General features: G+C 66.7%; 23 protein-coding genes, 2 pseudogenes and 1 riboswitch. Of the genes and pseudogenes, 8 read left to right on the forward strand and 17 right to left on the reverse strand.

Going from position 1 to position 21769, the window contains the following annotated elements:
- Window positions 1-101: 101 nt before the first annotated feature.
- From DQP56_RS09315 to DQP56_RS09320, 3 genes are read right to left on the reverse strand one after another with little or no spacing between them, the layout of a single operon-like run.
- Window positions 102-1742, reverse strand: coding sequence for an NERD domain-containing protein (locus tag DQP56_RS09315; RefSeq protein WP_112684747.1), 1641 nt, complete (start codon window positions 1740-1742; stop codon window positions 102-104).
- Window positions 1743-1793: 51 nt separating this feature from the next.
- Window positions 1794-1928: a hypothetical protein gene (locus tag DQP56_RS25560; protein WP_286167728.1), complete on the reverse strand. Its 135-nt coding sequence runs from the start codon at window positions 1926-1928 to the stop codon at window positions 1794-1796.
- 56 nt (window positions 1929-1984) lie between these two features.
- Window positions 1985-3325, reverse strand: a complete 1341-nt coding sequence (locus DQP56_RS09320; protein ID WP_112684749.1) for a cytochrome P450 — start codon at window positions 3323-3325, stop codon at window positions 1985-1987.
- Window positions 3326-3487: 162 nt separating this feature from the next.
- Between DQP56_RS09320 and DQP56_RS09325 the strand changes: the two genes are divergently transcribed.
- From DQP56_RS09325 to DQP56_RS09335, 4 genes are all read left to right on the forward strand, one after another.
- Window positions 3488-5494: a YecA family protein gene (locus DQP56_RS09325; RefSeq protein ID WP_234825571.1), complete on the forward strand. Its 2007-nt coding sequence runs from the start codon at window positions 3488-3490 to the stop codon at window positions 5492-5494.
- Between the two features lie 180 nt (window positions 5495-5674).
- Window positions 5675-7600 carry an SEC-C domain-containing protein gene (locus DQP56_RS09330; protein WP_112684751.1) on the forward strand — a complete coding sequence of 642 codons (1926 nt, stop codon included), beginning with the start codon at window positions 5675-5677 and terminating at the stop codon, window positions 7598-7600.
- A 7-nt stretch (window positions 7601-7607) separates the two neighbouring features.
- Window positions 7608-7934 carry a DUF6883 domain-containing protein gene (locus DQP56_RS25735; protein WP_353617117.1) on the forward strand — a complete coding sequence of 109 codons (327 nt, stop codon included), beginning with the start codon at window positions 7608-7610 and terminating at the stop codon, window positions 7932-7934.
- Window positions 7877-8167 carry a DUF4926 domain-containing protein gene (locus DQP56_RS09335; protein WP_234825572.1) on the forward strand — a complete coding sequence of 97 codons (291 nt, stop codon included), beginning with the start codon at window positions 7877-7879 and terminating at the stop codon, window positions 8165-8167. Before DQP56_RS25735 ends, DQP56_RS09335 begins: the two co-directional genes overlap by 58 nt.
- Here the strand turns inward: DQP56_RS09335 and DQP56_RS09340 are convergent.
- The 4 genes from DQP56_RS09340 to DQP56_RS09355 are packed head-to-tail and all read right to left on the reverse strand — an operon-like array spanning window position 8097 to window position 10242.
- Window positions 8097-8561, reverse strand: coding sequence for a type II toxin-antitoxin system VapC family toxin (locus tag DQP56_RS09340; protein ID WP_112684755.1), 465 nt, complete (start codon window positions 8559-8561; stop codon window positions 8097-8099). The genes DQP56_RS09335 and DQP56_RS09340 overlap by 71 nt on opposite strands.
- A complete protein-coding gene (locus DQP56_RS09345) occupies window positions 8558-8803 on the reverse strand; it encodes a type II toxin-antitoxin system VapB family antitoxin (protein ID WP_112684757.1) in 246 nt (81 codons plus the stop codon). Before DQP56_RS09345 ends, DQP56_RS09340 begins: the two co-directional genes overlap by 4 nt.
- Window positions 8804-8858: 55 nt before the next feature.
- Window positions 8859-9848, reverse strand: coding sequence for a hypothetical protein (locus DQP56_RS09350; protein ID WP_112684759.1), 990 nt, complete (start codon window positions 9846-9848; stop codon window positions 8859-8861).
- 10 nt (window positions 9849-9858) lie between these two features.
- Complete coding sequence (locus DQP56_RS09355) at window positions 9859-10242, reverse strand: nucleoside triphosphate pyrophosphohydrolase (RefSeq protein ID WP_112684781.1); 384 nt, start codon at window positions 10240-10242, stop codon at window positions 9859-9861.
- 93 nt (window positions 10243-10335) lie between these two features.
- On the opposite strand from DQP56_RS09355, the gene DQP56_RS09360 reads away from it, so the two are divergent.
- Window positions 10336-11469 carry an HNH endonuclease gene (locus DQP56_RS09360; protein ID WP_234825573.1) on the forward strand — a complete coding sequence of 378 codons (1134 nt, stop codon included), beginning with the start codon at window positions 10336-10338 and terminating at the stop codon, window positions 11467-11469.
- A gap of 38 nt (window positions 11470-11507) precedes the next feature.
- On the opposite strand, the gene DQP56_RS09365 is transcribed toward DQP56_RS09360, so the two are convergent.
- Window positions 11508-14609, reverse strand: coding sequence for a DEAD/DEAH box helicase (locus DQP56_RS09365; RefSeq protein WP_112684763.1), 3102 nt, complete (start codon window positions 14607-14609; stop codon window positions 11508-11510).
- 212 nt (window positions 14610-14821) lie between these two features.
- Between DQP56_RS09365 and DQP56_RS25740 the strand changes: the two genes are divergently transcribed.
- Entirely contained in the window at window positions 14822-15070 is a 249-nt protein-coding gene (locus tag DQP56_RS25740) for a DUF262 domain-containing protein (protein ID WP_353617118.1), read from the forward strand.
- Window positions 15071-15157: 87 nt separating this feature from the next.
- Here DQP56_RS25740 and DQP56_RS09375 read toward each other — a convergent pair whose 3' ends face one another.
- Window positions 15158-15625, reverse strand: a complete 468-nt coding sequence (locus DQP56_RS09375; protein WP_112684765.1) for a hypothetical protein — start codon at window positions 15623-15625, stop codon at window positions 15158-15160.
- A gap of 129 nt (window positions 15626-15754) precedes the next feature.
- Between DQP56_RS09375 and DQP56_RS09380 the strand changes: the two genes are divergently transcribed.
- Window positions 15755-16534: a S1 family peptidase gene (locus tag DQP56_RS09380; RefSeq protein ID WP_112684785.1), complete on the forward strand. Its 780-nt coding sequence runs from the start codon at window positions 15755-15757 to the stop codon at window positions 16532-16534.
- A 6-nt stretch (window positions 16535-16540) separates the two neighbouring features.
- On the opposite strand, the gene DQP56_RS09385 is transcribed toward DQP56_RS09380, so the two are convergent.
- The 7 genes and pseudogenes from DQP56_RS09385 to DQP56_RS09410 form a co-directional block, all read right to left on the reverse strand.
- Window positions 16541-17968 (reverse strand): protein adenylyltransferase SelO, encoded by a 1428-nt coding sequence (locus tag DQP56_RS09385; protein ID WP_112684767.1) that lies wholly within the window; start codon window positions 17966-17968, stop codon window positions 16541-16543.
- A gap of 20 nt (window positions 17969-17988) precedes the next feature.
- A pseudogene (locus DQP56_RS25745) lies at window positions 17989-18421 on the reverse strand (type II toxin-antitoxin system VapC family toxin).
- Complete coding sequence (locus DQP56_RS09395) at window positions 18418-18669, reverse strand: ribbon-helix-helix domain-containing protein (protein ID WP_112684769.1); 252 nt, start codon at window positions 18667-18669, stop codon at window positions 18418-18420. The pseudogene DQP56_RS25745 and the gene DQP56_RS09395 overlap by 4 nt, the downstream one beginning before the upstream one ends.
- Window positions 18670-18697: 28 nt before the next feature.
- Complete coding sequence (locus DQP56_RS09400) at window positions 18698-19696, reverse strand: metallophosphoesterase (protein WP_112684787.1); 999 nt, start codon at window positions 19694-19696, stop codon at window positions 18698-18700.
- A 240-nt stretch (window positions 19697-19936) separates the two neighbouring features.
- Entirely contained in the window at window positions 19937-20161 is a 225-nt protein-coding gene (locus tag DQP56_RS09405) for a hypothetical protein (RefSeq protein WP_112684771.1), read from the reverse strand.
- Complete coding sequence (locus DQP56_RS24655) at window positions 20158-20328, reverse strand: hypothetical protein (RefSeq protein WP_165824955.1); 171 nt, start codon at window positions 20326-20328, stop codon at window positions 20158-20160. Before DQP56_RS24655 ends, DQP56_RS09405 begins: the two co-directional genes overlap by 4 nt.
- Window positions 20323-20436: riboswitch (SAM riboswitch) on the reverse strand. (Overlaps the previous gene by 6 nt.)
- A gap of 81 nt (window positions 20437-20517) precedes the next feature.
- Window positions 20518-20934, reverse strand: coding sequence for a hypothetical protein (locus DQP56_RS09410; RefSeq protein ID WP_112684773.1), 417 nt, complete (start codon window positions 20932-20934; stop codon window positions 20518-20520).
- A gap of 23 nt (window positions 20935-20957) precedes the next feature.
- On the opposite strand from DQP56_RS09410, the gene DQP56_RS09415 reads away from it, so the two are divergent.
- Window positions 20958-21335, forward strand: a complete 378-nt coding sequence (locus DQP56_RS09415) for a DoxX family protein (protein ID WP_112684789.1) — start codon at window positions 20958-20960, stop codon at window positions 21333-21335.
- 19 nt (window positions 21336-21354) lie between these two features.
- Here DQP56_RS09415 and DQP56_RS09420 read toward each other — a convergent pair.
- Window positions 21355-21769: pseudogene (locus tag DQP56_RS09420) on the reverse strand (thioesterase family protein); the annotation flags it as partial.

Genomic DNA, 21769 nt, shown 5'->3' on the forward strand with positions numbered 1-21769 from the left:
CGCCGGTCCGGCTGATTTCCAGCTGACCACCGAGCACCCGCGCTAAGGCAGGTTCAGTAGTCACGCAAGTGGCGGGCCATCGGTCACTTTGCCGGGGCGCGTCAGCCGATTCCCAACTTCCGCGCCAGCGCCGGTCCGCCCACCTCGGCGATGAAGTCCGGATCGCCGCAGACCACGAGCTGATCCCGGGCCCGCGACAACCCGACGTAGAGGCGTTCCCGGGCCAGTTCGACCGGGCCGCTGGCGTCGACGACGAGTACGACGGCGCGGCGCTCTAATCCCTTGAAGCCCCGCACATGTCCGTAGAACACCTGCTCGGCGTCCCAGAAACTGTCCCAATAGGCCTGGGTGCCCTGTTGCTGGCGGGCGACCTGTTCGGGGTGGCGGCTGCCGGTGGTCAGCAGCGCGACGTCTTCGGGCCGCCAGCCGTCGTCGAGCAGCCTCTCGACCTCGTCGTCGCCGGTTTCAACGGCGGTCTCCTTGCGGCACGGCACGAACCGCACCTCCGGCCCGTCGGCGCCCAGGAACCGGATCGGGTGATCGACCAGCGGCCGGAAAGTGGCGGCGATCTGGCGGGTGTTGCGCAGGTTGCGGTCGAGTACCAGCGACACCAACGGCACCGGCGGCGTGCCCTGCCGGTCGAAGACCCGCTGGCCTTCGTCGCTGAACACGAACAGCCCGCCCTCCTCGTCGTCGCGCAACGACTCCAGCAGCGGGTCCCACCAGGCGTCGGCGAAGTCCTGCGCCTCGTCGACCACGATCGCGTCGAACCGTTGGCCGTGGTCGAGGTTTTCGGCCAGCGCCAGCATCTGCTGCGGCAGCTGCTCCTCAAAGAACACCGAGTCGTCCGGGTGGCCCGCCCCGTCGGGGGCACCCCACATCACGCCCAGCGAGTGGAACTCGCCGACGTAGGCGGGCTGCTGGCGGCGCCGCCAGGCCCCGGTGAGCCGTTTGAGGTAGGAGGCCAATCCGTGCGAGTAGCACAGCAGCGCAACGCGTTTCCCGTCGGAGGCGAGCCGGCGGGCCTGCTCCACGGCCAGATAGGTCTTGCCGCTGCCGGCGCTGCCGCGCACCTGCACCCGGTTGAGCAGCCGGATGGCCTCGAGGATCACGGCTTGCTGTTCGGTGAGGGCGTCGGCGGCGCTGTCGTTGGCCAGGGCGCGCGCGACCACGTCGCGCTGTGGCAGCCCGCGGCCGGCAAGGGCGGTGCGGAACTGGTCGATGCCGTCGGCGGTCAACAGCGGCCGCTCGAGTTCCTGGCGGATCAGCACGTGGCGCAGCCGAGACACCAACTGCGGCAGGTCGTTTCGGTCGATCACCTTCCAGCGCGGGCAGTCGGGCAGCTCGAAGCCGTCGGACAGCTCGGTGTGCGGCAAGGCCACCACGTGATCCCAGCGCAGTCGGCCCTGTTTCCAGCGCGGATCGTGCTCGATGTAGTCCCGCAGCGCGTAGCAGGCGTCGCGCGCCTGGCGCACGGGATGGATACGGCGCTCCTTGGCCCCGGCCCGCTGCCGCCACCCGGATCCGTCGTGCCAGATCTCGCCGCCCTTGACCTCGATGCAGATGATGCCGGCGCCCTCGATCGCGACGACGAAGTCGATCTCGTGGTCTTTGAGGTGATCGGTGACGCGCTGGCCGGAGACGATCAGGTCGCCGTCCTGGAGTTGGTCGACCAGCGCCTGATAGACGTGGCGCTCAGAGGAGCTGGCGAAGCGTGGTTCGTCGGGCAGCGAAATCGGCACGCCGACGAGACTGCCATGGCCTACCGACGGCAGCGTCGCTTCGCGTGCGAATCAGCAGAGTCGGCCGGCGAAGAATGCCGATGACACCAGGCCGACGCACAACGCCACCGTGGTCTGGCCCATCATGCCGGCGCCGATGGTTGCGGTGGCCGCAGTGATACCCAAGGCGCTCAAGAAAGCGGTCATGGCAGCAGCTCCTGTGTTCAGCGTCACATCTTTTTTTTAACGTGGTCTACACCACATCATATGTCAGATCGAAAAGCCAGTCCATGCCGACGCACCCGTTGTCCTGGGGGGCAAAGAAGCCGCGTGACCTGCACCTTCAGCCCGTCACGGGGCTGCAGGGCCGCATAACCGCCGGCGCGTATGCGCTGGTCGACAAGGCTGAGCTCGGTGCTGGCCAGCAGCCGGGCCAGCATCACCGCCAGCTCAGCGGTCGCAAAGGCCGACCCGATGCACCGGTGCGTGCCGCCGCCGAACGGCAGGAATTCGTACGGGGCCGCCCGGCGGTAGCCCGGCCAGGCGGGATCCCAGCGACGCGGTTCGAAGCGCAGCGGGTCGGCCCACAGCTCGGGTAGCCGGTGGGTGACGTACGGGCTGAACACCAGCGTGCGTCCGGCCCGGATGCGCCGTCCGTCGAACGCCAGGTCGCGGGTGACCTTGCGCGCGGAGATCACCGCCGGCGGGTAGAGCCGCAGCGTCTCGTGCACGACGCCGTTGAGGTAGATCAGGTCCTTCAGGTCGGAGGCGTCTGGGGCGCGGCCGTTGAGGACATCGCGGATCTCCACGGCTGCGGTCTCCCACACCCCGGGGTTGGCGAGCAGGTTGTAGACCGCCCAGCCCATCGCCGCGCTGGTGGTTTCGTAGCCGGCGGCGATCAGCGAGACGATCTGGTCGCGGATCTCGTCGTCGCGCAACGATTCGCCGTCGTCGGTGCGTCCGTCGATCAAGGTGGCCAGCACGTTGTCGTCGGGGCTGGGATGGGTTCGGGCGCGGGAGATCTCGGAGTAGATCAGCTCGTCGACGCGGGCTCTGGCGGCCATGGCGCGCCGCCAGGCCGGGGAGCGCAGCAGCTGTTCGGCGCGCAGCACCTGCGGCAGCCGGTGGGTCAAGTCGATCAGCGGTTGCAGTTGCTCGCCGAGGAAATCGGCGTGCCCGGCCATCGCCTGCCCGAACAGCGATTCGATGGCGCTGCGCCGGATCGCCGCGCGCAGCTGCGCGAAGACGTCGACGGTGTCGCCGGGTTGCCAGCGATCGATGACGCTGTCGGCATTGGCAGTCATGACCTTCAGATAGTTGGCGACGTGGCGGTGGTGAAACGCCGGCTGGACCAGGCTGCGGCGGCGACGATGGTCGGCGCCGTCGCTGACGATCAGCGCGGTGGGCCCGTCGACGGGTACCAGCACCTGGAAGGCGTCCCACCAGTTGAAGGCATCGGAGTTGGCGAAGACGAACTTGTTGGCCTCGGCGCCGAACACATAGACGTAGCCGTGGCGGCCGATCCCGGCGTCGATCATCGGGCCGCGGCGCCGATGCAGCGCGGCCAGCGCGTCGCCGGGTCGGTAGCGCTCCGGGTGGGTCATTTGACGCTGAGGGTAGTGCTCGTCGTCGGTTGACGGGCGCATTCCGGTGTGGCGTCGCAGCGGTCGATCGCAATGTCAGCGAGAGGTTTCCGCCGGCGACGGTCGCGAGCCTCAACGCGTTGCGCGCAGCACCCGAGGCCGGCCGACCCTAAGGTGTCATCCGTGACCGATTCCTCCGAGGCGGTACCGGCCCTTGCGGCGATCCTGACCGAACGCGGCGCGCTGGCCGTCGAGGACATCGAGCTGCGACTGCGCGAGGCCGGTGTCACCGACCCGGACGCCGTCATCGAAGAACTGCTCGACGAGTACAGCTGCCCAGCCCGACCGCTGCCCGACGATCGGTGGGTGTGGTTGCCGGCGCTGTTGGCCGGGCGGGTCTTCACCCACCGACTCACCGCCGAAGAACTGGGCCACGACGTGCTGGCGGTCAGCCCGGATCTGGATCCGATCTCCGAACTGTGCAATGACGACGACTACGCCGAGCTTGCCGACGGTTCACCGCTGGCGGTGGTACTGCCCGGTTACGACGACGAGCTGCTGGAGGAGCGCGGCATTCCGCTCGAGCTGATCGCTGAGTCCGGCGCGCTGCTGCTGAAGCCGGGCACGCTGGCCGGGCTGGGGCTGGCCGCCGGCGATCTGCTCGGGCTGCGGTTGACCGCCGGCGGGATCGCACTGGAGCCGGTCACCGCGACTACGGACACGACGCTCGGTGATCGGCTGGCCGCTCTGCTCGACGCCGACGAGCCGTCCTATTTCGCCGCCGTGGTGTGGGCGGTGTGCACGGCGGACCCCGCCCTGTTCACCACGCCGCTGGCCCCGCTCGGCGAGGTCGCCGACGAGCACGGGCTGGCTCACAGCGGGGACTGGCTGGCGCCCACCGGGTTCGACTTCGAGCGGTGGCGCTTCGAGCGCAAATGCGCTCGGCTGGCCGACCGGTACGGCCTGGATGACGACGACGCCTTCGCGCTGACCACGCTGGTCGAGATTCATGCACAGCTGGCCCAGGTGCTCGACATCGCCATGGACCACCCGAACGACGAGGCCGCGGTCGAAGCGCCCGCCGAAACCGAGCCCGTCGACGGACAATACGCAGACGTGCTCGGCGAACTGGGTGCCGCACTGGCGAATCCGGTGCTGGCGCTGTCGTTCATGGAGGAGGCGACCCGCGAGGGCCGGGCGGGTGCTGCTGCCCTGGGCATGTTCGCCGAGTCGCTGGAGTCGAAGGTGCCGCGCTCGGCGCGGGTGGCGACCCGCTGGCTGCAAGGGATGGCGTGCGAGGGGCTCGGCGACGTCGCCGGGTGCGAACGCGAGCTGTTGGCCGCCGAATCATTGGACCCGGACTGGCCGCTGCCGTTGCTGACGCTGGCCCGGATCGCCTCCGACCGCGGCGACGCCGAGGCCGGGTTGGGGCTGCTGCATCGCGCCGGCGTCGGATCGGATTACCCGCTGGTGCGCCTGCTGGAACAGCATCGCGTGCAGCCGCGTACCGACGTCGGCCGCAACGAGCCGTGCTGGTGCGGGTCGGGCCGCAAGTACAAGAAGTGTCACCTCGGCCGGGAGCAACTCTCGCTGCCGGAGCGGGTGGGCTGGCTCTACGCCAAGGCCCACCAGCAGCTGCTCGGCGGCGAGTGGGCCGAGTTGTTGATGCTGGCGGGCTACGAACGCATCCGCCACGTCGAGGATGAGATCGACGATCTGGTGGCCGCCGCCAAGACCGACCCGCTGGCGATCGACACCATGCTGTTCGAGGGCGGGGCGTTCGCCGAATTCCTGGAACTACGTGGCGCATTGCTGCCCGACGACGAGCGGCAGCTGGCCGGGCAGTGGCTGGAAGTGCCGCGCGCGGTGTTCGAGGTCGAGCAGGTCCGGCCCGGCCACAGCGTCACCGTGCGCGACGTGCGCACCGGCGAGGTGTTCGAGGTCACCACGCGGAGCCGCGCGCTGGAGCCCGGGCAGCTGATCTGCTCACGGGCGCTGCCGACCGGCGAGGGGTTCGCGTTCTTCGGCGGGATCGACCCGGTCGAGCCAGCCGAGCGCGATGAGCTGCTCGCGCTGCTTGATACCGATCCCGACCCGGTGGAGTTGGTGGAGTTTCTGAGCAGGCGGTTCGCAGTGTCGGACGTCTTCGATGAGTCCGAGGAACCGGCGGGGACCGACTGGTCCGGCTGACTTGCCGTCGTCGCCGTGCTGCACTACGGCGACGAGTTGTGGTGATTGCCCGCCTCTGAGCGACACCGCACGTTATGTCGGGTCCAAGAGCGAACTCCGGCAGAGCTTCCGCGGACACTTCTGCACACCGTCCGGTTTGGTGAAGTGCAGCCGCCCGGCCTCGTCCCTACCCTGACCGCCATGACCGAGCCGTTCGATCCCGTCGGGCTACTGTCGACGATTCTCACCGAGCACGGCCCGCTGCACGAAGACGACATCGCCGAGCAGCTCCGGGGCGCTCGCGTGCCCGACCCCGCCCGTGTCCTGCAGCGGCTACGACTCGGAATCGATATCCCGGTAGGGCAATTGGTCGACGGCCGTTGGGCATGGTTGCCCGCGGTGCTGGCCGGCCGGGCGTTCACCCGACGGGTCACCGAGGCCGAGGTGGACTTCGATGTGCTCACCGTCGGCCCGGATCTCGCCCCGATCGCCTTGCTCTGCGACTGCGCGCTTTATCAACGGCTGGCCGATGGATCCGCGGTCCACTTTCTGCGGCCCGGCGATGATCACCTGCTGTCCGAGTGTGACATTCCGGAGTGGTTGCTCAGCAACGGAAGTGTGCTTGCGCTTGAGGTGGGAACGTTCGAGGCACTCAAGGTCGATGACGGTGATCTGGTCGGCCTGCGCCTGAGCGAGGCGGGCCTGGTGGTCGAACGGGTCACCGCGGCGCTCCCAACGACGGCGGACTCACAGTTGGCGGCACTGCTCGGCACGCAGCCGGTGTGCATCGACGCGCTGGCATGGACGGTGTGCCTGACCGATCCGGCGCTGTTCACCGAGCCGGTAGCGCCCCTGTCGGAACTGACCGCGAAGCGTGGCCTGGCTCGACGTGGTGAATGGCTGGCACCGCCGGGTTTCGACTTCTCCCCCTGGGTTTTCGAGCGGGAATGTGAGCGGCTCGCGCGACGCCATCGTCTGACCGACGATGCCGCGGGGATGTTGAACATACTGCTGCGGCTGTATGGGCTACTGGCGGTGTACCAACTGCGTGAGCCTCCCGCCACCGACGCGGTCGAGTGTGCGGTGAACGCAGTCGGCGACATCATGGATGACGTCGGCAATGCGCTGGCCGATCCGGTGATCGCGGAGGCGCTGGCGGCTGAGACCGTGCGGGACGGCCGATTCAGTGCGGGCGGGTTGCGGCTGCTGGCGGACGGGTTGGCGCCGCGGGCGCGGGTGGCCTGCCAATGGCTACGTGCGGTGGCGTGCGAACGCGACGGCGACATCGCCGGCTTCGAACGTGGCCTGCTGCAGGCGGAGGAGATGGACGACAGTTGGCAGCTGCCGCTGCTGGACTTGGCTCGCCTCGCCTCTGACCGCGGCGACGCCGAGGCCGGCCTGGCGCTGCTGCGACGCGCCCGAGCCAAGGCAGATCATCCGCTGCACTACCTGCTGCGGCTACATCGCCCACAGCAGCGAAACGATCTGGGCCGCAACGCCCCGTGCTGGTGCGGATCGCGACGCAAGTACAAGAAATGCCATCTGGGCAAGCTGCCGTTGTTCGACCGGGCGGGCTGGCTGTACCACAAGGCGATTCAGCATGTGCTGTTCGGCGACTGGACCGATCTGCGCTACGCGGTTGCCTATGAACGGTGTCGCTCGGTCATCGTCGACGACGTGGCCGCGTTCAACGCGGCACTGGCCGATCCGGTGGTGATCGACACCGTGCTGTTCGAAGGCGGCGGATTCGAGGAATTCCTGATGGTGCGCGGCATGCTGCTGCCCGAGGACGAACAGGAGCTGGCCGAGCAGTGGGTGCAGGCGCCTCGTTCGGTGTTCGAGATCGAGCGTGTGCAGCACGGCCGGGGTGTCGCCGTATGCGACGTGCGCACCGGCGAACGACACGAGGCCGTGGCGTACACGGCCGACTACAAGCTGTGCCCCGGGCAGCTGGTCTGCGCCCGTATGGCGCCCGACGGCGTCGGCATGCGGTTCTTCGCACTGGAGCCGGTTTCGGTGCAGCAGCGTGATCCGCTGATCGCACTGCTCAACGGCTGTCCTGACCCGGTGGAACTGATGGCGCTGCTCAGTCGCGGTGCGGAAGCGACTCGCGTCGCGGCGTGGTAGGCACCATGTGATCCGATGGGACGACGCCCACATCGACGAACGCAAGGTCGTCGAATACCTGCTAGCGAGCGCTCATCCTGTCGGAGGTGCAAAGGCCACCTTCTTTATGTCCCTGGGATACCGCAGAGATGCATGGACTCGCCTTCGGGACGATCTAATGCACATCGCTAAGAATGGCGCGGTGGTTGACACCGGCGTTACGACATATGGTCGCAAGATGGTCGTCGACGGTAGTGTAGAAACACCGTGCGGCCGAATCGTGCAGTTGCGTACCGTATGGATCAGCGACGGACCCGACGCCGTTCCCCGACTGGTTACGGCATACCCAAGCTGAAGAGAGGATCCGTGTATAAAGAGCACGAGGTTGTCGTATTAACTCGCGACCTTCCCGAAAACGGCCTTCTCGCTGGGGATGTCGGCGCCGTCGTCGGCCATTACGCGGCAGGTGGCTACGAAGTCGAGTTTGCCGCCGCGGATGGCAGCACGATTGCCGTGGTCACTGTCGGCGACGACGCCATCCGGTCACCTCGACGACGCGAGATCCTGCATGTTCGCGAAGTTGCCTAGTCGTCGGCCGCCGAGGAATTCCGGTGTGCTCGAAGTCGTCACCTTTCCACAGCAACGGTTCCCGCAGATCGGTCGCCAGCGCGTAGGCAAGGCAGTCCCCGAAGTTCAGGCCGGCGGGGTGACCGCTGCCCTTTCCGAAGTCCGCATGGGCCTGTCTGGCCAGGCGTGCCTGTCGTTCGGAGACCGGCTCGATGACAAAGCCGGCTTCGTCGAGAAATTCATCCAACACTCGGCTGATCACCGGATCGCGTTGGGAGTCCATGACAATGCCGCATTCGAGGTACGAAGCCACGGACAACCGACGCTTTTCTGTTCTGGCGATGGCTCGCGCGTATCGCGCCGCGTCGTCTTCGTCGCGAAGGATCGCCACGATCGCCGACGTGTCGGCGATCATGCCGGCAGTCCGCGCTCGTCGTAGAGCTGCGCCCCATGGTCGAGCCACTTGGTCTCCGAGGTCATCCGGGCTGCGGTCCGGCGCCCGATGGCGAGCAGACGATCGGCAAGGTCATCCGCCTGCAGTTGGGCCAGTCGCTGATGCACCGCACCGGCGACTGCCTGCGCTTGGGACTCACCGGTCATTTTGGCGATCTGTCTGACCGCCTCATGCACGGATGGATCTTTGATGTTCAACGCCATGGTTGGTACCTCTCTACCCGAATAATGGCACCTACTGTGACGATGCCCGCAACGGTCACCGGTCCGCCGGCGCCAACGACCGGATCCCGGCGAAGGCCTTGTCCAGCAGCCCGTTGCTGTCGTTGACTTCCAACATGATCGGGTCCATTTCGATGTAGCCACGGGCGTAGCGCAGTAGTTCGGGAAATTCGCCGACGCGTTCGACGAACTCGTCGATGAATTTGCGGTAGCCCTCTAGCGGGGCATCGAACACCCGGGCGCAGTCGCGGACCACGTCGGCGTGGTCGCTCAGTGTGTCGATGCCACGGCAGCGTTCGGCCAGTGTGAGCACCCGCTCGTGCAGATCCATCAGCCGGTTTGCGGCATGCACGATCGCGTCGGCGTCGGCGCTGTCGCCGTCGGTGGGATCGCCGAACATCCGGGTGAACCCCGAGCTGAGCATCAACTGCTCGATCTGGTCCATCAGCGCCAACAATTGCTCAAGTAGCTCAAACAGGTGCTGCGCCAGCTTGAATCCGGTGTGGATGCGGGTGCTTCGGCTCGGAGCGTAGCCCAGTTCTTGATCGCGCAGACGTGGTTGCAGCTCCGCACGCCGCTGCACCAGCACAGAAGCAAAGACCGCATAGCGCCAGCAGGCGGGCTTGTCGGCGATCAGCGTGGCCAGGGCTTCGGGGGTGTAGGCCACTGCGGCGGCTGGAGGATCGTCGTCGGGATCGTCGAGGCTATCGGCTGTCGAGTCGGCCTCGATGCGGCGCATCAGCTCGGCGCCGTCGGGCCCGTAGAAACCTCTACTGTCGCCGCGCAACACCCAATGGTGCTGCCGATCGGCGCGCTCACGAACCTCTTTGCGGTAGCGCACCGCAAGGGTCCGCTGCTCATCGAGGTAGGGCATCACTAGGTAGCCGGCGAACACGAGCGCGGCCAGCACCACGGTCGCGATGACCCACCCGGCCGATCCGAACAGCGAGACAACAAGCAGTACAGCGGCGACCGGACCGATGCCGGCACGCAGTGCTGCGCCGGCCCGGTCCGTCAACGTGTTCATGGCCTGGAGGCTACGAGGGGGGTGTGACAGTTCGTCCTACGTCGGGGGACGCTCCGGGCCCATATGGGAGACAATCGGCGCCGGCGGTGGGCAGCCACCACCGTTGGACGAACCCGCCCCGCTCGCGACGCTTCCGTTCCGCAGCGACAACCAGGTCCTCGAAGCTCAGGCCGTGCAACGCGGCCATCGCAGCGAGCACCTCCAACACGTCGGCGATCTCGGCGACCACCTCGGTCGTGGTCACTGCCTCTCTTAGTTCGGCCGCCTCCTCGAGGAGCTTGTCGTGCAAGGCCTCGCGGTAGGCTGTCTCATCGAGCACCCGAACATCCGGGGTGCGCCCCGACGCGCGGATCAAGTTGGGGATCTTGTCTCGCACGAGCTTGCCTTTAGACATCGACACCTCCTGCCATACTGCGTCTCGTGTCTTTCTACCGCCGGCTTCCGACGACGCAGCCTGTGCGACGGTGCTCCGATGCGGAGACGTGCGGTGGCTGACGGGCTTATCGACCCGCTGCTGCTCGGCCAGCGGGTGGTCGCAATTCTGCAGACCGGCTTGCGGACTGCCACCTACAAGCTCGCCACGATCACGGCGCTGATTGACCACTGCATCGAGCACCTTCCCGATGATCCGGACGCGCCGCTGACCGTGCCGATACCCGAGCTGGCGCACCGTGTTTTGGAGATCTACTGGCGCCAGGTGCGCCCCTTCGATGGCCACGAGCTTCGTCAGTCAACGCAGCCGCGCGCTCGGATCCTCGCCGCCACCACCAGGTTCCGCGAGGAGTCCGGTGCCGGCCACCACGGTTCGGCACTCGCGATCGCGATGCAAGGCGCCCCGCAGGCCTACCGCACGGCGATCGACGAGATCACCCTGTGTCTGGCCCGGCAGCCCTTGCACCGGCTGCAGCATCTGCCGGGTGGCGCCGCCGGCGACCGGTTTCTCTACGACGATTCATTTCTGCACGATCACGTCTCGCGGGCCAACCTGCGCGACCACGGTGATGCCATCGAACTCAAGCCGGGGGTCGCCCACGGGTTGGCGCGACTGGCCGGGCTGCTCAAGCCGGCGCTGGAGATCATGTGGGTCGATGACGTACGGCGGATGAACAAGTTCCTCGACGCCGAGGTACCCGACGTGAGCGGCCACCTGTTCGGGCGGGAACGGATCTCGTTGGCCGCGGTGCGCGAACCGTTCAAAGACGTATTCGGCGCGCGATGCTTCTACTGCGACACCGCGTTACGGTCCGACAATCCGATCGATCATGTGCTGCCCTGGTCGCTGGTCGGGATCGATGGGCTGGCCAACCTGGTCCTAGCCTGCACGCGGTGCAACGGTGACAAGCGGCACGCCTTGCCGTCGCTGCAGATCGTGGACCGCGTGCTCGGGCGCGACCGCGCCATGCTGGAGCAGATCGCCAGCGACATCGGCTGGCCGACCGAGTATGAGCGGGTGGTCGCGGCCGCCCGTGGGCTCTACCGCGGCCAGGCCCCAGGGGCGCCAACGTGGTCGGGGTACCAGCAGAGCATCCGGCTGGATATCAGCCATCCGCAGTGGTGGATTCGGGTTGGCGTTGGTGCGGGGCAGGGCGAGTGCCATCACGGTCCCGGCCCAAGAACGTAGGCAGTTCGCAAAACGGTATCGCAGGCGCTATCCGAGACCTACGCCACCGCCACGCTCCACGCCTGAAACACCTCCGCCGGCATCGGCTGGTGCAGCCGCCAAGTGATCGCCATCGGTTTCTCGCCCTCGTGTGAGACGTAGTCGGCCGGTCCAAGGAACACATACGGCGCCGCGCCGAGCGCGTTGGATTTGGCAGCCCGTACGAACAACAGGATGTGTGAGCCGTTTTCGCGGTGATGGATGTAGCGCTGCCCAGTCGGCGAGGCTGCCGAGGTGGTGGACTGCGACTCCCAGTGAAACAGCCGGTCGCTGAGCGCGAAGTCGCGGTACATAGTGGTCGGCGAGTAGTCGGTCTCGGACTTCTTCAGCGTGATCAGGAACGCGTCGGTGTTGAGCTCTGGGCGCCATACGACACCCTCACGCATGGTGCTCGGGGTGCGGTTTTGAGCCGCGTAGTCCAATGCGGCCAAGATTTCCTCGCGCGAGTAGGTGGCGTGCACTTGCAGCGGAACCTCGGCCAGCGACGGAACGAGAACACCCAGGTCGTAGGTGGTGCGCCTGGCGGTATCGAAGGCGATATCAATGACCTGGCGCATTTCGTCGACGATGGGTTCTCCGGCCAGGGCACCGAGTCCGGCTGCGACATCAGCGAAGCCGCCGCCGTTGGGGAACAGCGAGTAGAACAGCATCGCGGCCAGTCGTCGTTCGGCCGGGCCGCTCAGGTCGATAGCCCCATCAAGACAGGCCCGATAGCTCTGCCAGCGCAGTCGATCGTCCGTGTGCGCGAGGGCACGGACGCGTTTGACCAGGTGCGTCTCTCGGGGGCCGGCTTCAAGGGCCAGCTTCCCGGCCTCGCGGCACAACGTAGTCCAGGACCGGTTGTTCTTCAGGATGTCGGGAAGACCCCGACCGTAGGCGTCGAGGTAGCCCGCCAGCCGGTCGTCGAGGTGAGATCGCACTTCGGAGACGAGCGCCGCCCAACGGGGCGCCACTTGTTGTTTGATGTTGTCCAACACCAGTTTTTGCGCGACCCGGTCGAGCACGATCTGGCTTCCCGACGGTAGAAATGGGAAGCCTTGCTCGACCTGGTGTTGCAGCGCCTTGCCGCCCGTTCCGGTCAGGGCCCGGAAGCGTTGGTCGAAGCGGAATTCCCGGCGCTGGTGCCCAACGAAGTCGAGCGCGGTCAGCACGGTCTTGCCGTGAGTGAGTCGCAGCCCGCGTCCCAATTGCTGCAGGAAGACGGTGGCGCTTTCGGTGGGGCGCAAGAACAGCACGGTGTCGACCTCGGGGATGTCGAGGCCCTCGTTGAATAGGTCGACGGCGAAGATGATGTTGATGTCGCGGTTGCGCAGCGCGGCCAGAGCAGCGCGGCGCTCATTGGCGGGTGTGTCGCCCGAGACGGCCAGGGCAGGAATGCCGGCGTCGTTGAAGCACTGGGCCATATAGCGGGCGTGGTCGACGCTGACGCAAAACCCCAACCCGCGCATGGCTGCGACGTCACCGACCTTGTCGTGCAGTTGTTTGAGCACGATGCGGGTTCGGGCGTCGTTACCGGTGTAGACAGTACTCAGCGCGGCCAGATCGTAGCCGCCGCGCTTCCATTGGACGGTTTCCAAGTCGGTGCCGTCGTGAATACCGAAGTAGTGGAACGGGCAGAGCAAGTTTTGTTCGAGGGCCTCCCACAGTCGCAGTTCGGCGGCGATGCGGCCGTCGAAGAAGGCGCGCACGTCGACACCGTCGGCGCGCTCCGGGGTGGCGGTCAGCCCGAGCAATTCTGTCGGCTGCACATAATCGAGCAGTCGGCGATAGGAAGCAGCTTCTGCGTGGTGGAACTCATCGACCACGACGACGTCGAAGTGGCCGGGGGCGATGCCGGCCAGCCGGTTCGCCGACAGTGATTGAATGCTGGCGAACACGTGGCGCCACTTGGTCGGCTGCTGGCCGTCGACGAGCAGTTCGCCGAAGGTGGCATCGGTGAGGACTTCCCGGTACATGCGTTGGGCTTGACCGAGGATTTCCTTGCGGTGCGCGACAAACAGCAGGGTGAGATCGCGGCCGTGAATGTCGCGGGCCAGCCGACGATAGTCCAGGGCAGCCATGACGGTTTTGCCGGTACCGGTGGCAGCGACAATCAGGTTTCGGTGCCGGTCGTGCAGGGTGCGTTCGGCGTCGAGTTGTTCGAGCATCTCGGCCTGAAAGGGCTTAGGGCGCACTTCCAGGCCGGACAGGGTGACCGCCAGCGGGTCGCGCTTGCGGTCTCCGGATGCGGTTTGGAGGGCCTGGCGGAGCCGATCACCGTCGCGGCCGGGACGGTATGACTCGAAATCGCGGTTCTCCCAGTAGGAATCGAAGGTAGCCCGGAATTTCTCAAGCAGATGTGGGGTGGCGACCGCAGAAAGGCGCACGTTCCATTCCAGCCCGTCGACTAGGGCAGCGTGCGAAAGGTTGCTGGAGCCGACGTAGGCCGTGTGGAAGCCGGTGTTGCGCCGCAGCAGCCACGCTTTGGCGTGCAGGCGGGTGATGGTGGTGTCGTAGTTGACCCGGACCTGGGCGCCGAACTCATTCACCAGGGCGTCCAGGGCGCGTGCGTCGGTGGCGCCCAGGTAGGTGGTGGTGATGACGCGCAGCGGGATGTTGCGCTCGCGTAGCTCGGTGAGCTCCTTTTCTAGCAGCCGCAGGCCCTGCCATTTGACGAACGCGCACAGCAAATCGACCCGGTCAGCGCTGGCAAGCTCAGCCCGCAGCTCGGCGGCCAGGGTGGGCTCACCGCGACCGTTGGTCATCAGCGCGGCATCGGAGAAGGGGGTAGCTGGACGCGGGAGGTTCGTGGCGCCCAATGCCGTTACGCGTCTCACTTCGTCGAGGCGGCTGATCTTGCCAGGTTCGCGCGTGTGCAGGGCGGCGCCGTCGGTGTAAGTGTCGGGCAGTACATCCAGGATTCGGTGGGCCAGGACCACGCGGTCTTCGATAGTGCGCGCCGTATGCAACGACCGTTCGATGATTGACGCGAGGTGGCGGGCGATGGTCAAAGCCTGCTCGGTTTCGTCGACGGCGCCGTAGTCGGCGCGCAGGTCGTCACGTTGCGCGAGTTGGGCGTTGAGCCGCTCAGTGAGCAGCAATTCGTAGACGCCGATGTCCATGGCCGGCAGGGTAGCCGATGGGACAGACGGTTTATCGGTGGTCTTCAACACTCCGTTCGTATTCAATGCTGCGATGATCTCACCGGCGTCGAGAGGGGCAGCCGACCTTCTTGCACCGCTGCGCGACGATGACGGCTATCCTGCGGTGAACGCAAGCCAGAGAAAGAACGTTCCGCGACCTGAGGACTCAGGACCGCCAGTTTCGGGTTCCGCTGTACCAACGTCACTACCGCTGGAAAACCGAGCAGCAGGAAGATCTTTGGCAGGACATCGTCGAGCAATATCGAGCGCTTGCGAACGGTAGCAAGATTCCACGGCATTTCATCGGCAGCATCGTAGCGGTCGAACTTGGTGCCGATCCCCCGCATGATTTCCGGGAGTTTTGGGGCGTCGATGGCCAGCAGCGCCTCACCACGCTTTCCGTCGCCATCGCGGCGTTGCGTGATGTTGATCCTCCTTGAGGCAAGGCGACACCAACGACGCCGGTGTCGCGTTGGCAGCAGCCTAGATGTTGCTTACGACACCGGCGCCCGGGGCGATCGGCGGCATCACGCCGCCCGCGGCAGATCCCACTTCGCCCTGTGCTCCCGCGGCTCCGTCCCGCTGGTCCCCGGCGCCCACCCGACATACGCCAGGTACAGGCCCAGCAGCGCAAACGCCACATAGACGACCCGCCACACGGTCACGGCCCCCATCCACTCCGCCGGCAGCGACATCACGGTCGCCGGAAACGCCACCAGCAAAAGTCCCTTAACCGCGGTCAGCCAGCCCAGCGCGGACACGCTGAACGCTGCGACACCGCGCCAGTACGGGTGCAAGGCGATCACCACCAGGCCGGCCAGCAAGGTGAACGCTCCGGCCACCCACGACCAGAGCGGATCGTTGGCGGCATCCGAGACTCGCGTCCATAACTGCGGGCCCTGCACGGCGGCAGTCACGCAGAGCACGGCTAAGAACGGGCCGACCACCCGGGCAAACATCCGGGTGGTGTTCTGCGATTGAATCGAGGTGCTCATTGTTTCGTCCTTCCCGAGCGTCCCCCTGAACGCAATTGTCCGCTCGAAATCGCCTTCGCGCCGCGATCTGCCCAGCCCTCGGTACAGTCGGTGCATTCCGCCCCGCCGACCATCCGGGAGCACACCTGCATGGCTGCCTCCGGTAAACGTCCCCTCAGTGCCCTGATCACCCGGGTGGCCATCGCGGTCGTCGTCGTCGCGGTCATGGTGGGCACGGTGTGGACCAGTCGCACCCACCCGGCGGGCAATCCGATCCCGATTCCGGCGGCCAAGGCGATCGGACCCGGAATCGGTCTCAACGTCAGCCCCGCCGACGGCTCCGACAACATCAGCTGCACCGCGGGGTTCCTGGTGCGCACCAAAGACGACCAGCCCGGGCTGCTGTCGGCCGGGCACTGCAACAAACCCGGCGGGCCCGCCGCGGTGGCCATCCGCCACGGCGGGCTCTACAAATATCCGGTCATCGGCACCTTCGCCGAAAGCATCTACGACGGCAACGACTGGAACGACTTCGACATCGGCCTGATCATGGTCGACCAGCCCGGCAAGATCCCACTGACCTCCGAAGTCGACGGGCATCCGGTGGTCGGCCTGGCCGACCGGGTCGAAATCGGCCAGACGGTCTGCCATTTCGGGATCCGCAGCGGCGGCGCGATGTGCGGTCCGGTGGTCGCCAGCGAGGAGAACAAGATCCGGTTCGCCGCGACCGCCAAGTGCGGCGACTCCGGCGGGCCGGTCTATGCGATCCGGCCTGATGGCGCGATCGAGGCGATCGGGATCTTCACCGCGGTGTCCAACGGCGACTACTCCGAGCCGTCCTGCGACGGCCCGCACATCTATTCCGTCGCGCAGCTGATCAAGCCGTGGCTCACCGCGTGGGAGCTGACGCTGGTCACCACGACACGGTAGCCAAGCTCAGGTGCCGCAGAAGGTCCGGTAGTCACCGAATTCCGGCGGGGCCGGCGCGGCATAGGCCTCCAGACCGGGCCGCTGCCGGTAGGGCTCGCTGATGACGTCCAACAGCTTGCGCACCGGCGCGAGATCATCGCGCATCGCGGCGGTCAACGCCTGTTCCACGAGATGGTTGCGCGGAATGTAGACCGGGTTGACGCGGTCCATCGCGTCGACGTCGGGCCCCATGGCCTGCCAGCGCGCCAACCAGTCATCGAAGACCGGTGACAGCGCCTCGGTGTCGCCGCGGCCGGCCCGCGCCAGGTTCCGGAAGAACGAGGTGTAGTCAACGGCGTTGTCTTTCATCAGCGCCAACGCCTGATCGATCAGTGCGGCCGCATCCACACTGCCGGTCAACCCGAACTTGGCCAGCATCCCAGCCGACCAGAAGCCGTGATAGAGCGGCATGAAACCTTCCAACGTTTCCATCGCTACGTTCACCGCGGTCTCTTCGTCGTCGGCGAACAACGGCAGGAGGGTCTCGGCGAAGCGAGCCAGGTTCCACTGCGCGACCAGCGGCTGGTTTCCGTAGGCGTAACGCCCGGCATAGTCGATGGAGCTGAATACCGTCGCCGGGTCGTAGGCCTCCATGAACGCACACGGCCCGTAGTCGATGGTCTCCCCGGAGATCGTCATGTTGTCGGTGTTCATCACCCCGTGCACGAATCCGACCAGCATCCACTTCGCGATCAGCGACGCTTGGGCATCGAGCACCGCCTGGAACAGTGCCCGGTAAGGGTTTTCGGCGGTCGCGGCGTCGGGGTGATGACGGGCGATGGCGTAGTCGGCCAGCCGGCGCAGCAAGCCCAGATCGTCGGTGGCGCGGGCCTGCTGGGCGACGAGCTGGAAGCTGCCCACCCGCAGGTGGCTGGCGGCGATGCGGGTCAGCACCGCCCCAGGCAGCGGCGCTTCCCGTTGTACTTGTTCTCCGGTGGCGACCACGGCCAGTGACCGGGTGGTGGGGATCCCCAGCGCGTGCATGGCTTCGCTGATCACGTATTCGCGCAGCATCGGGCCGACCACGGCCAGGCCGTCGCCGCCGCGGGCGAAGGGGGTGCGCCCGGAGCCCTTGAGGTGAATGTCGCGGCGGTGGTCACCGGCCAGCTCGCCGAGCAGCAGGGCACGGCCGTCGCCGAGCAACGGGACGTAGTTGCCGAACTGGTGTCCGGCGTAGGCCTGCGCGACTGGGGTGGCGCCGTCGGGAACGCTGGTGCCGGTCAACAGCTTCAGGCCGTCCGGGCTGCGTAGCCAGTCGGGGTCGAGACCCAGTTCTGCGGCCAGCTTTTCGTTGAGTATCAGCAGCTTCGGGTCGGGCGGGGTGGCGGCCTGCCAGGGCTGCGCGAGCTCGGGGAAGGCGCCGGCGAAGTCGGCGCTCAGGCTTAGCGGTGGCACGCTACCAGCCTACGGGCAGATCAGGTGGTGCCAAGTAGACCGGCGACGCCCGCCGCATCGGGCACGCCGTGGGTGATCCCGGGGATATCGCTAAACCCACCGTCGGCCGAGACCAAAGTTGCTCCGGTGGACTTGGCCACCGCGGCCAGGACCGCGTCGAAGGCACCAACACTGGGGATCGTCTCGAACATCGTCAGACCACGCTCAAGGTGATCAACGGTCACACTCACCAGCGGCAAGAGCACCTCAGAATAGCTTCGGCCCAGCGCAACCGCGTCCCGGCGATCGCGCCGGCGGGCACGAATTATGCACAAACTCCTGGATCACCTCGGCGGTTGTCGTCGCTTCGATGTCCCCATCGATGCTGGCCTGGAGCAAGTCCCGGCAGGGGCCTCGGAACCGGTGCTTCGAACCCTTGGCATAGACCAGCACCGTCGTGTCGAGCAGAATCATCCGCGTCGCCCACGCACCGCATCCAACTCCTGCTTCAGCTCCGCCGGTTCGGGAACATCCATGTCGGGAGCATCGAGAATGTATTGCCCTGCGGCTTTGCGCCGCTCACCTGGGCCGGCGAGGCCACGATCGATAGCCTCGCGCACCACGGTTGCCACCGAAACACCGCGCTCACGTGCCGCCGCCGTGATACGGCGATGGCGTTCATCGTCGAGCAAGATCTGAAGCCGGTGCTCCAACCGGGACATGCACATACATTAGCGTGTGTAGCCCCGGCTATCCGCGGGACTTCGAGCCGAGCTGATGGTAGTTGTCGGGGTTGATCTCGCTCTCCCCCGACCAGCAGTACGCGGTCAGCGCCCCGCCCTTGACTGCGCTGAAGTCCACGCAGGCGGTGCGTTGCGTCCAGTCGTGCCCGGGTTTGGGAGCGGCTTTGCGCCAGTAGTGGCCGTAGAACACCGGGGCCTGACCGGTGTAGACGTACGACTCCGCGCCGGTAAGCAATTCCAGCTCCGGCAATTCCGGGTAGGGGTCGCCATCGAAAGTGGTGAAGCCGCCGTCCATCACGGCGACATCGCGAAGCGTGCGTGCGTCACTGTTCCACCAGCAGATGCGCGCCTTGTCGCGGGTGTTGCCGTCCTTGTCTTTGTAAGCAGTCTGGTCGTAATCGTCGACCAGGCTGATCTCCGGACCTTTGAGCAGGTTCTCGATCGCGTCGTACAGCGGGTGCCCCTTCGTGTTGGCGTCCACGAGGTGATCCCGGTCGGCGAACGGCGCCGTCGATCCGCACAGTTGCTGCACCACCGCGATCGACTCGTCGTGCCAGCAGGCATGCACCACCCGCAGCCCACCCAAGTCCAGCCACAGCGGGAAGGTGGCGAACCAGTCCAGGTAGTAGCGCTGCTGGTCGGCGTCGAGTTGGGCGAGAAATTCCTCGTGTTGCCCGGTGTGCTTCGGTGAATGCGAGCGCAGATACTTACCGCTGCCGGCCGGCGATTCGGTGTGGTAGGCCAGTGCGTTGAACTCGTGGTTGCCCATCACGATCTGCGCGCTGCCGGCATCGACCATCGCTTTGACCACCTGCAGCACCCGCAGCTGTTCGTCGCCGCGGTCGATCAGGTCACCGACGAAAATCGCCTGCCGATGCGGGTGGCGGTATTCGCCTGTGCTGTCGGTGATCTCGTATCCCAGCTCGGGGAGCAGCGCTTCGAGCTGGCTGGCGCAGCCGTGGATGTCACCGATGATGTCGTAGCCCTGCGCCACCGAATCAGCCAAGGTGGACCTCCCTTTCGCTTGCACCTGAATTCTTTCAGGGGGCACCGACATGGTCGGCTCACCGGCGAGCTCGCGGCGACAGCGCTTGCTTTCGGCGCTCCTCACCCTCGGTCACCTGCTGCAAGATCTCGCGTCGTCGTAGCTCTTGTGCCGCACGGATTTTGTCGGCACGCGCCGACGCATACGATCTGTGCCACTGCCGTGGCTGCTGAGGTTCGCCGATCCAGCCGCGCTCGGCGCTCATTGGGCCTCACGCGGACTCGTCGGAAACCGGGCGGCGTGCAGTCGTCGGCGCTGTTCATCGGCCGCGCTGAGATGCAGATATTTGAGCTCAAGCTGGCGCATCGCTTGTGCCGCCGCCGACGTCAGGTACGGGTTCCCGTATTTGCGCCGGGCGTAGGCCAGCAACTCGGCATCGCTGAGGCGGCCGAGCCGGTCACGGTAGGCAGGCCGGACATACTTCACGTCCGCCCCGCTTTCGACAGGTGACTCCAGCTGGTCCGCGTGGAACCCTCCGTCCCGTAGTGGTGGGCGTCGGCGTCGGCGCCGAACCCGGCCGCCAACTCTTGCAACAGTTCCCAGTCCAGTTCGGGCATGTCGCCTTCCCGGCGGTGCCGCACCCGGGCAGCCACCCCTTGCACACTGACCGCGTGCCGGCTCTTCCCCTGGGGCACCGTGCGGTGGTGGCGCGGTTGCCGGGACGACGGGCCAGGTACCCGAACTGCCGTCCACTCGTGAGCTGCTGCCAGGATAGCCGAGCATGCCGACGTCGGCGATGCTGCGGCGGTGGCGTCGGTCGGGAGTGAACTGACCGATCCAGGTCAACGAGACTTCCCGACCACCCCCGCCCGAATCCCCCGCAGCATGTAATTCGTCGCGACAACGTGTAAGCGCGTCCCGATCACCAATGCCCGATACACACTCCCGTGCAGCCCCGGGAACTCCGCGTAGGAGCGGGCGTGCACGCACGTGCCACCACCCGGCGCGTCACTCAGTTCGAAGATCAGCCGATACCGCGAGAAGCGATGCCGCCCGGCAAGGCTGAGCCGCTGCTGCTCAACGCTTTCCGCCACGTCGAAACCGGCCCGGGGTTGCGGACCGAGCAGTGCGACAAGGGGATTGCGCTGCGCACCGCGCAGCAGGGACTCCACGTACCGCCGCAGTCCAACCCACGCCGCCTGTCGCGACGCATCCACACGTACCGTGTGTTCGTCGATGTAGGGCAGCTCATTGCTCATCGGTGATCACACCTCTCGCGTTGATTCCCCATCCCCTCCCTAGACGATCCGGCGCCGACGAATGTGACAACCGACCGTCACATTTCGCCGCATCCGGGGCCGCCAAACTCACCATGGCGCGCGAGCGCTTGATCGCCACCGGCCAGACCGGGGTGGCGATGTTTCCGATGCCGGTGGTGCGTTTCACCGCGGCGATGGAGTTGCTGGCGGCGGTCGGACTGGTGGCGCCGGGGCTCACCGGGATCGGGACGGTGCTGACGCCGCTGGCCGCGCTGGGGTTGTGCGTGGTGATGATCGGCGCCGCCTGGGCGCATTCTCGGCTGCATGAGCCGCGGAGCGTGCTGATCAACGCGGTGATGTTCGGGCTGGCCGCCTTCGTCATCGTCGGTCGGCTGCTCTGACCGCCGCCGGAACGGAAGCTCAGACCACCAGTGTCTGCGTCGCCAGCCCCGCTGGCCCGGCGGAATCGAAGACCGTCGTCTGCGTGAAGGCGCCCTGCCCGGGCGTGACGAGGGTGCGCGAGTCCATCCCGACCCAGTGCCCCACCGGATCCCGATGCAGCACCACGGTGAAATCGCAGTTGATCGCCGGATGCTCGGCCGGTGGGGCGCAGGCGCTGATCCCACTGCCGGAATCGCCCACCGTCAGCACCCGCTGCCACGGCGTCATCGCCTCACCGGCCACCAGCGCCACCTTCGGGCGCGCCCAGGCCCGCGCCGGGCCATCGGTGGCGAAACCGCCATCCAGAAAACACCAGTCGATCGACGACAGATACCCGCCGGCATGCCAGCCGTCGGGAAAGGTGAACGCCTGGGCCACCGGCTCGACCCCGCCC

This window comes from Mycolicibacter senuensis, assembly GCF_003284925.1.
In the GTDB taxonomy this organism is placed as follows: Bacteria; Actinomycetota; Actinomycetes; order Mycobacteriales; family Mycobacteriaceae; genus Mycobacterium; species Mycobacterium algericum_A.

What these genes read in the sequence shown, in the direction of transcription:
- DQP56_RS09345 (WP_112684757.1), bottom strand. Translation starts at nt 8,803, where the DNA reads ATGGCGTTGAACATCAAAGATCCATCCGTGCATGAGGCGGTCAGACAG.
- DQP56_RS09335 (WP_234825572.1), top strand. Translation starts at nt 7,877, where the DNA reads ATGGATCAGCGACGGACCCGACGCCGTTCCCCGACTGGTTACGGCATA.
- DQP56_RS09320 (WP_112684749.1), bottom strand. Translation starts at nt 3,325, where the DNA reads ATGACCCACCCGGAGCGCTACCGACCCGGCGACGCGCTGGCCGCGCTG.
- DQP56_RS09375 (WP_112684765.1), bottom strand. Translation starts at nt 15,625, where the DNA reads ATGAGCACCTCGATTCAATCGCAGAACACCACCCGGATGTTTGCCCGG.
- DQP56_RS09395 (WP_112684769.1), bottom strand. Translation starts at nt 18,669, where the DNA reads ATGTCCCGGTTGGAGCACCGGCTTCAGATCTTGCTCGACGATGAACGC.
- DQP56_RS09410 (WP_112684773.1), bottom strand. Translation starts at nt 20,934, where the DNA reads ATGAGCAATGAGCTGCCCTACATCGACGAACACACGGTACGTGTGGAT.
- DQP56_RS09350 (WP_112684759.1), bottom strand. Translation starts at nt 9,848, where the DNA reads ATGAACACGTTGACGGACCGGGCCGGCGCAGCACTGCGTGCCGGCATC.
- DQP56_RS09365 (WP_112684763.1), bottom strand. Translation starts at nt 14,609, where the DNA reads ATGGACATCGGCGTCTACGAATTGCTGCTCACTGAGCGGCTCAACGCC.
- DQP56_RS09380 (WP_112684785.1), top strand. Translation starts at nt 15,755, where the DNA reads ATGGCTGCCTCCGGTAAACGTCCCCTCAGTGCCCTGATCACCCGGGTG.
- DQP56_RS09340 (WP_112684755.1), bottom strand. Translation starts at nt 8,561, where the DNA reads ATGATCGCCGACACGTCGGCGATCGTGGCGATCCTTCGCGACGAAGAC.
- DQP56_RS09330 (WP_112684751.1), top strand. Translation starts at nt 5,675, where the DNA reads ATGACCGAGCCGTTCGATCCCGTCGGGCTACTGTCGACGATTCTCACC.
- DQP56_RS25560 (WP_286167728.1), bottom strand. Translation starts at nt 1,928, where the DNA reads ATGACCGCTTTCTTGAGCGCCTTGGGTATCACTGCGGCCACCGCAACC.
- DQP56_RS09355 (WP_112684781.1), bottom strand. Translation starts at nt 10,242, where the DNA reads ATGTCTAAAGGCAAGCTCGTGCGAGACAAGATCCCCAACTTGATCCGC.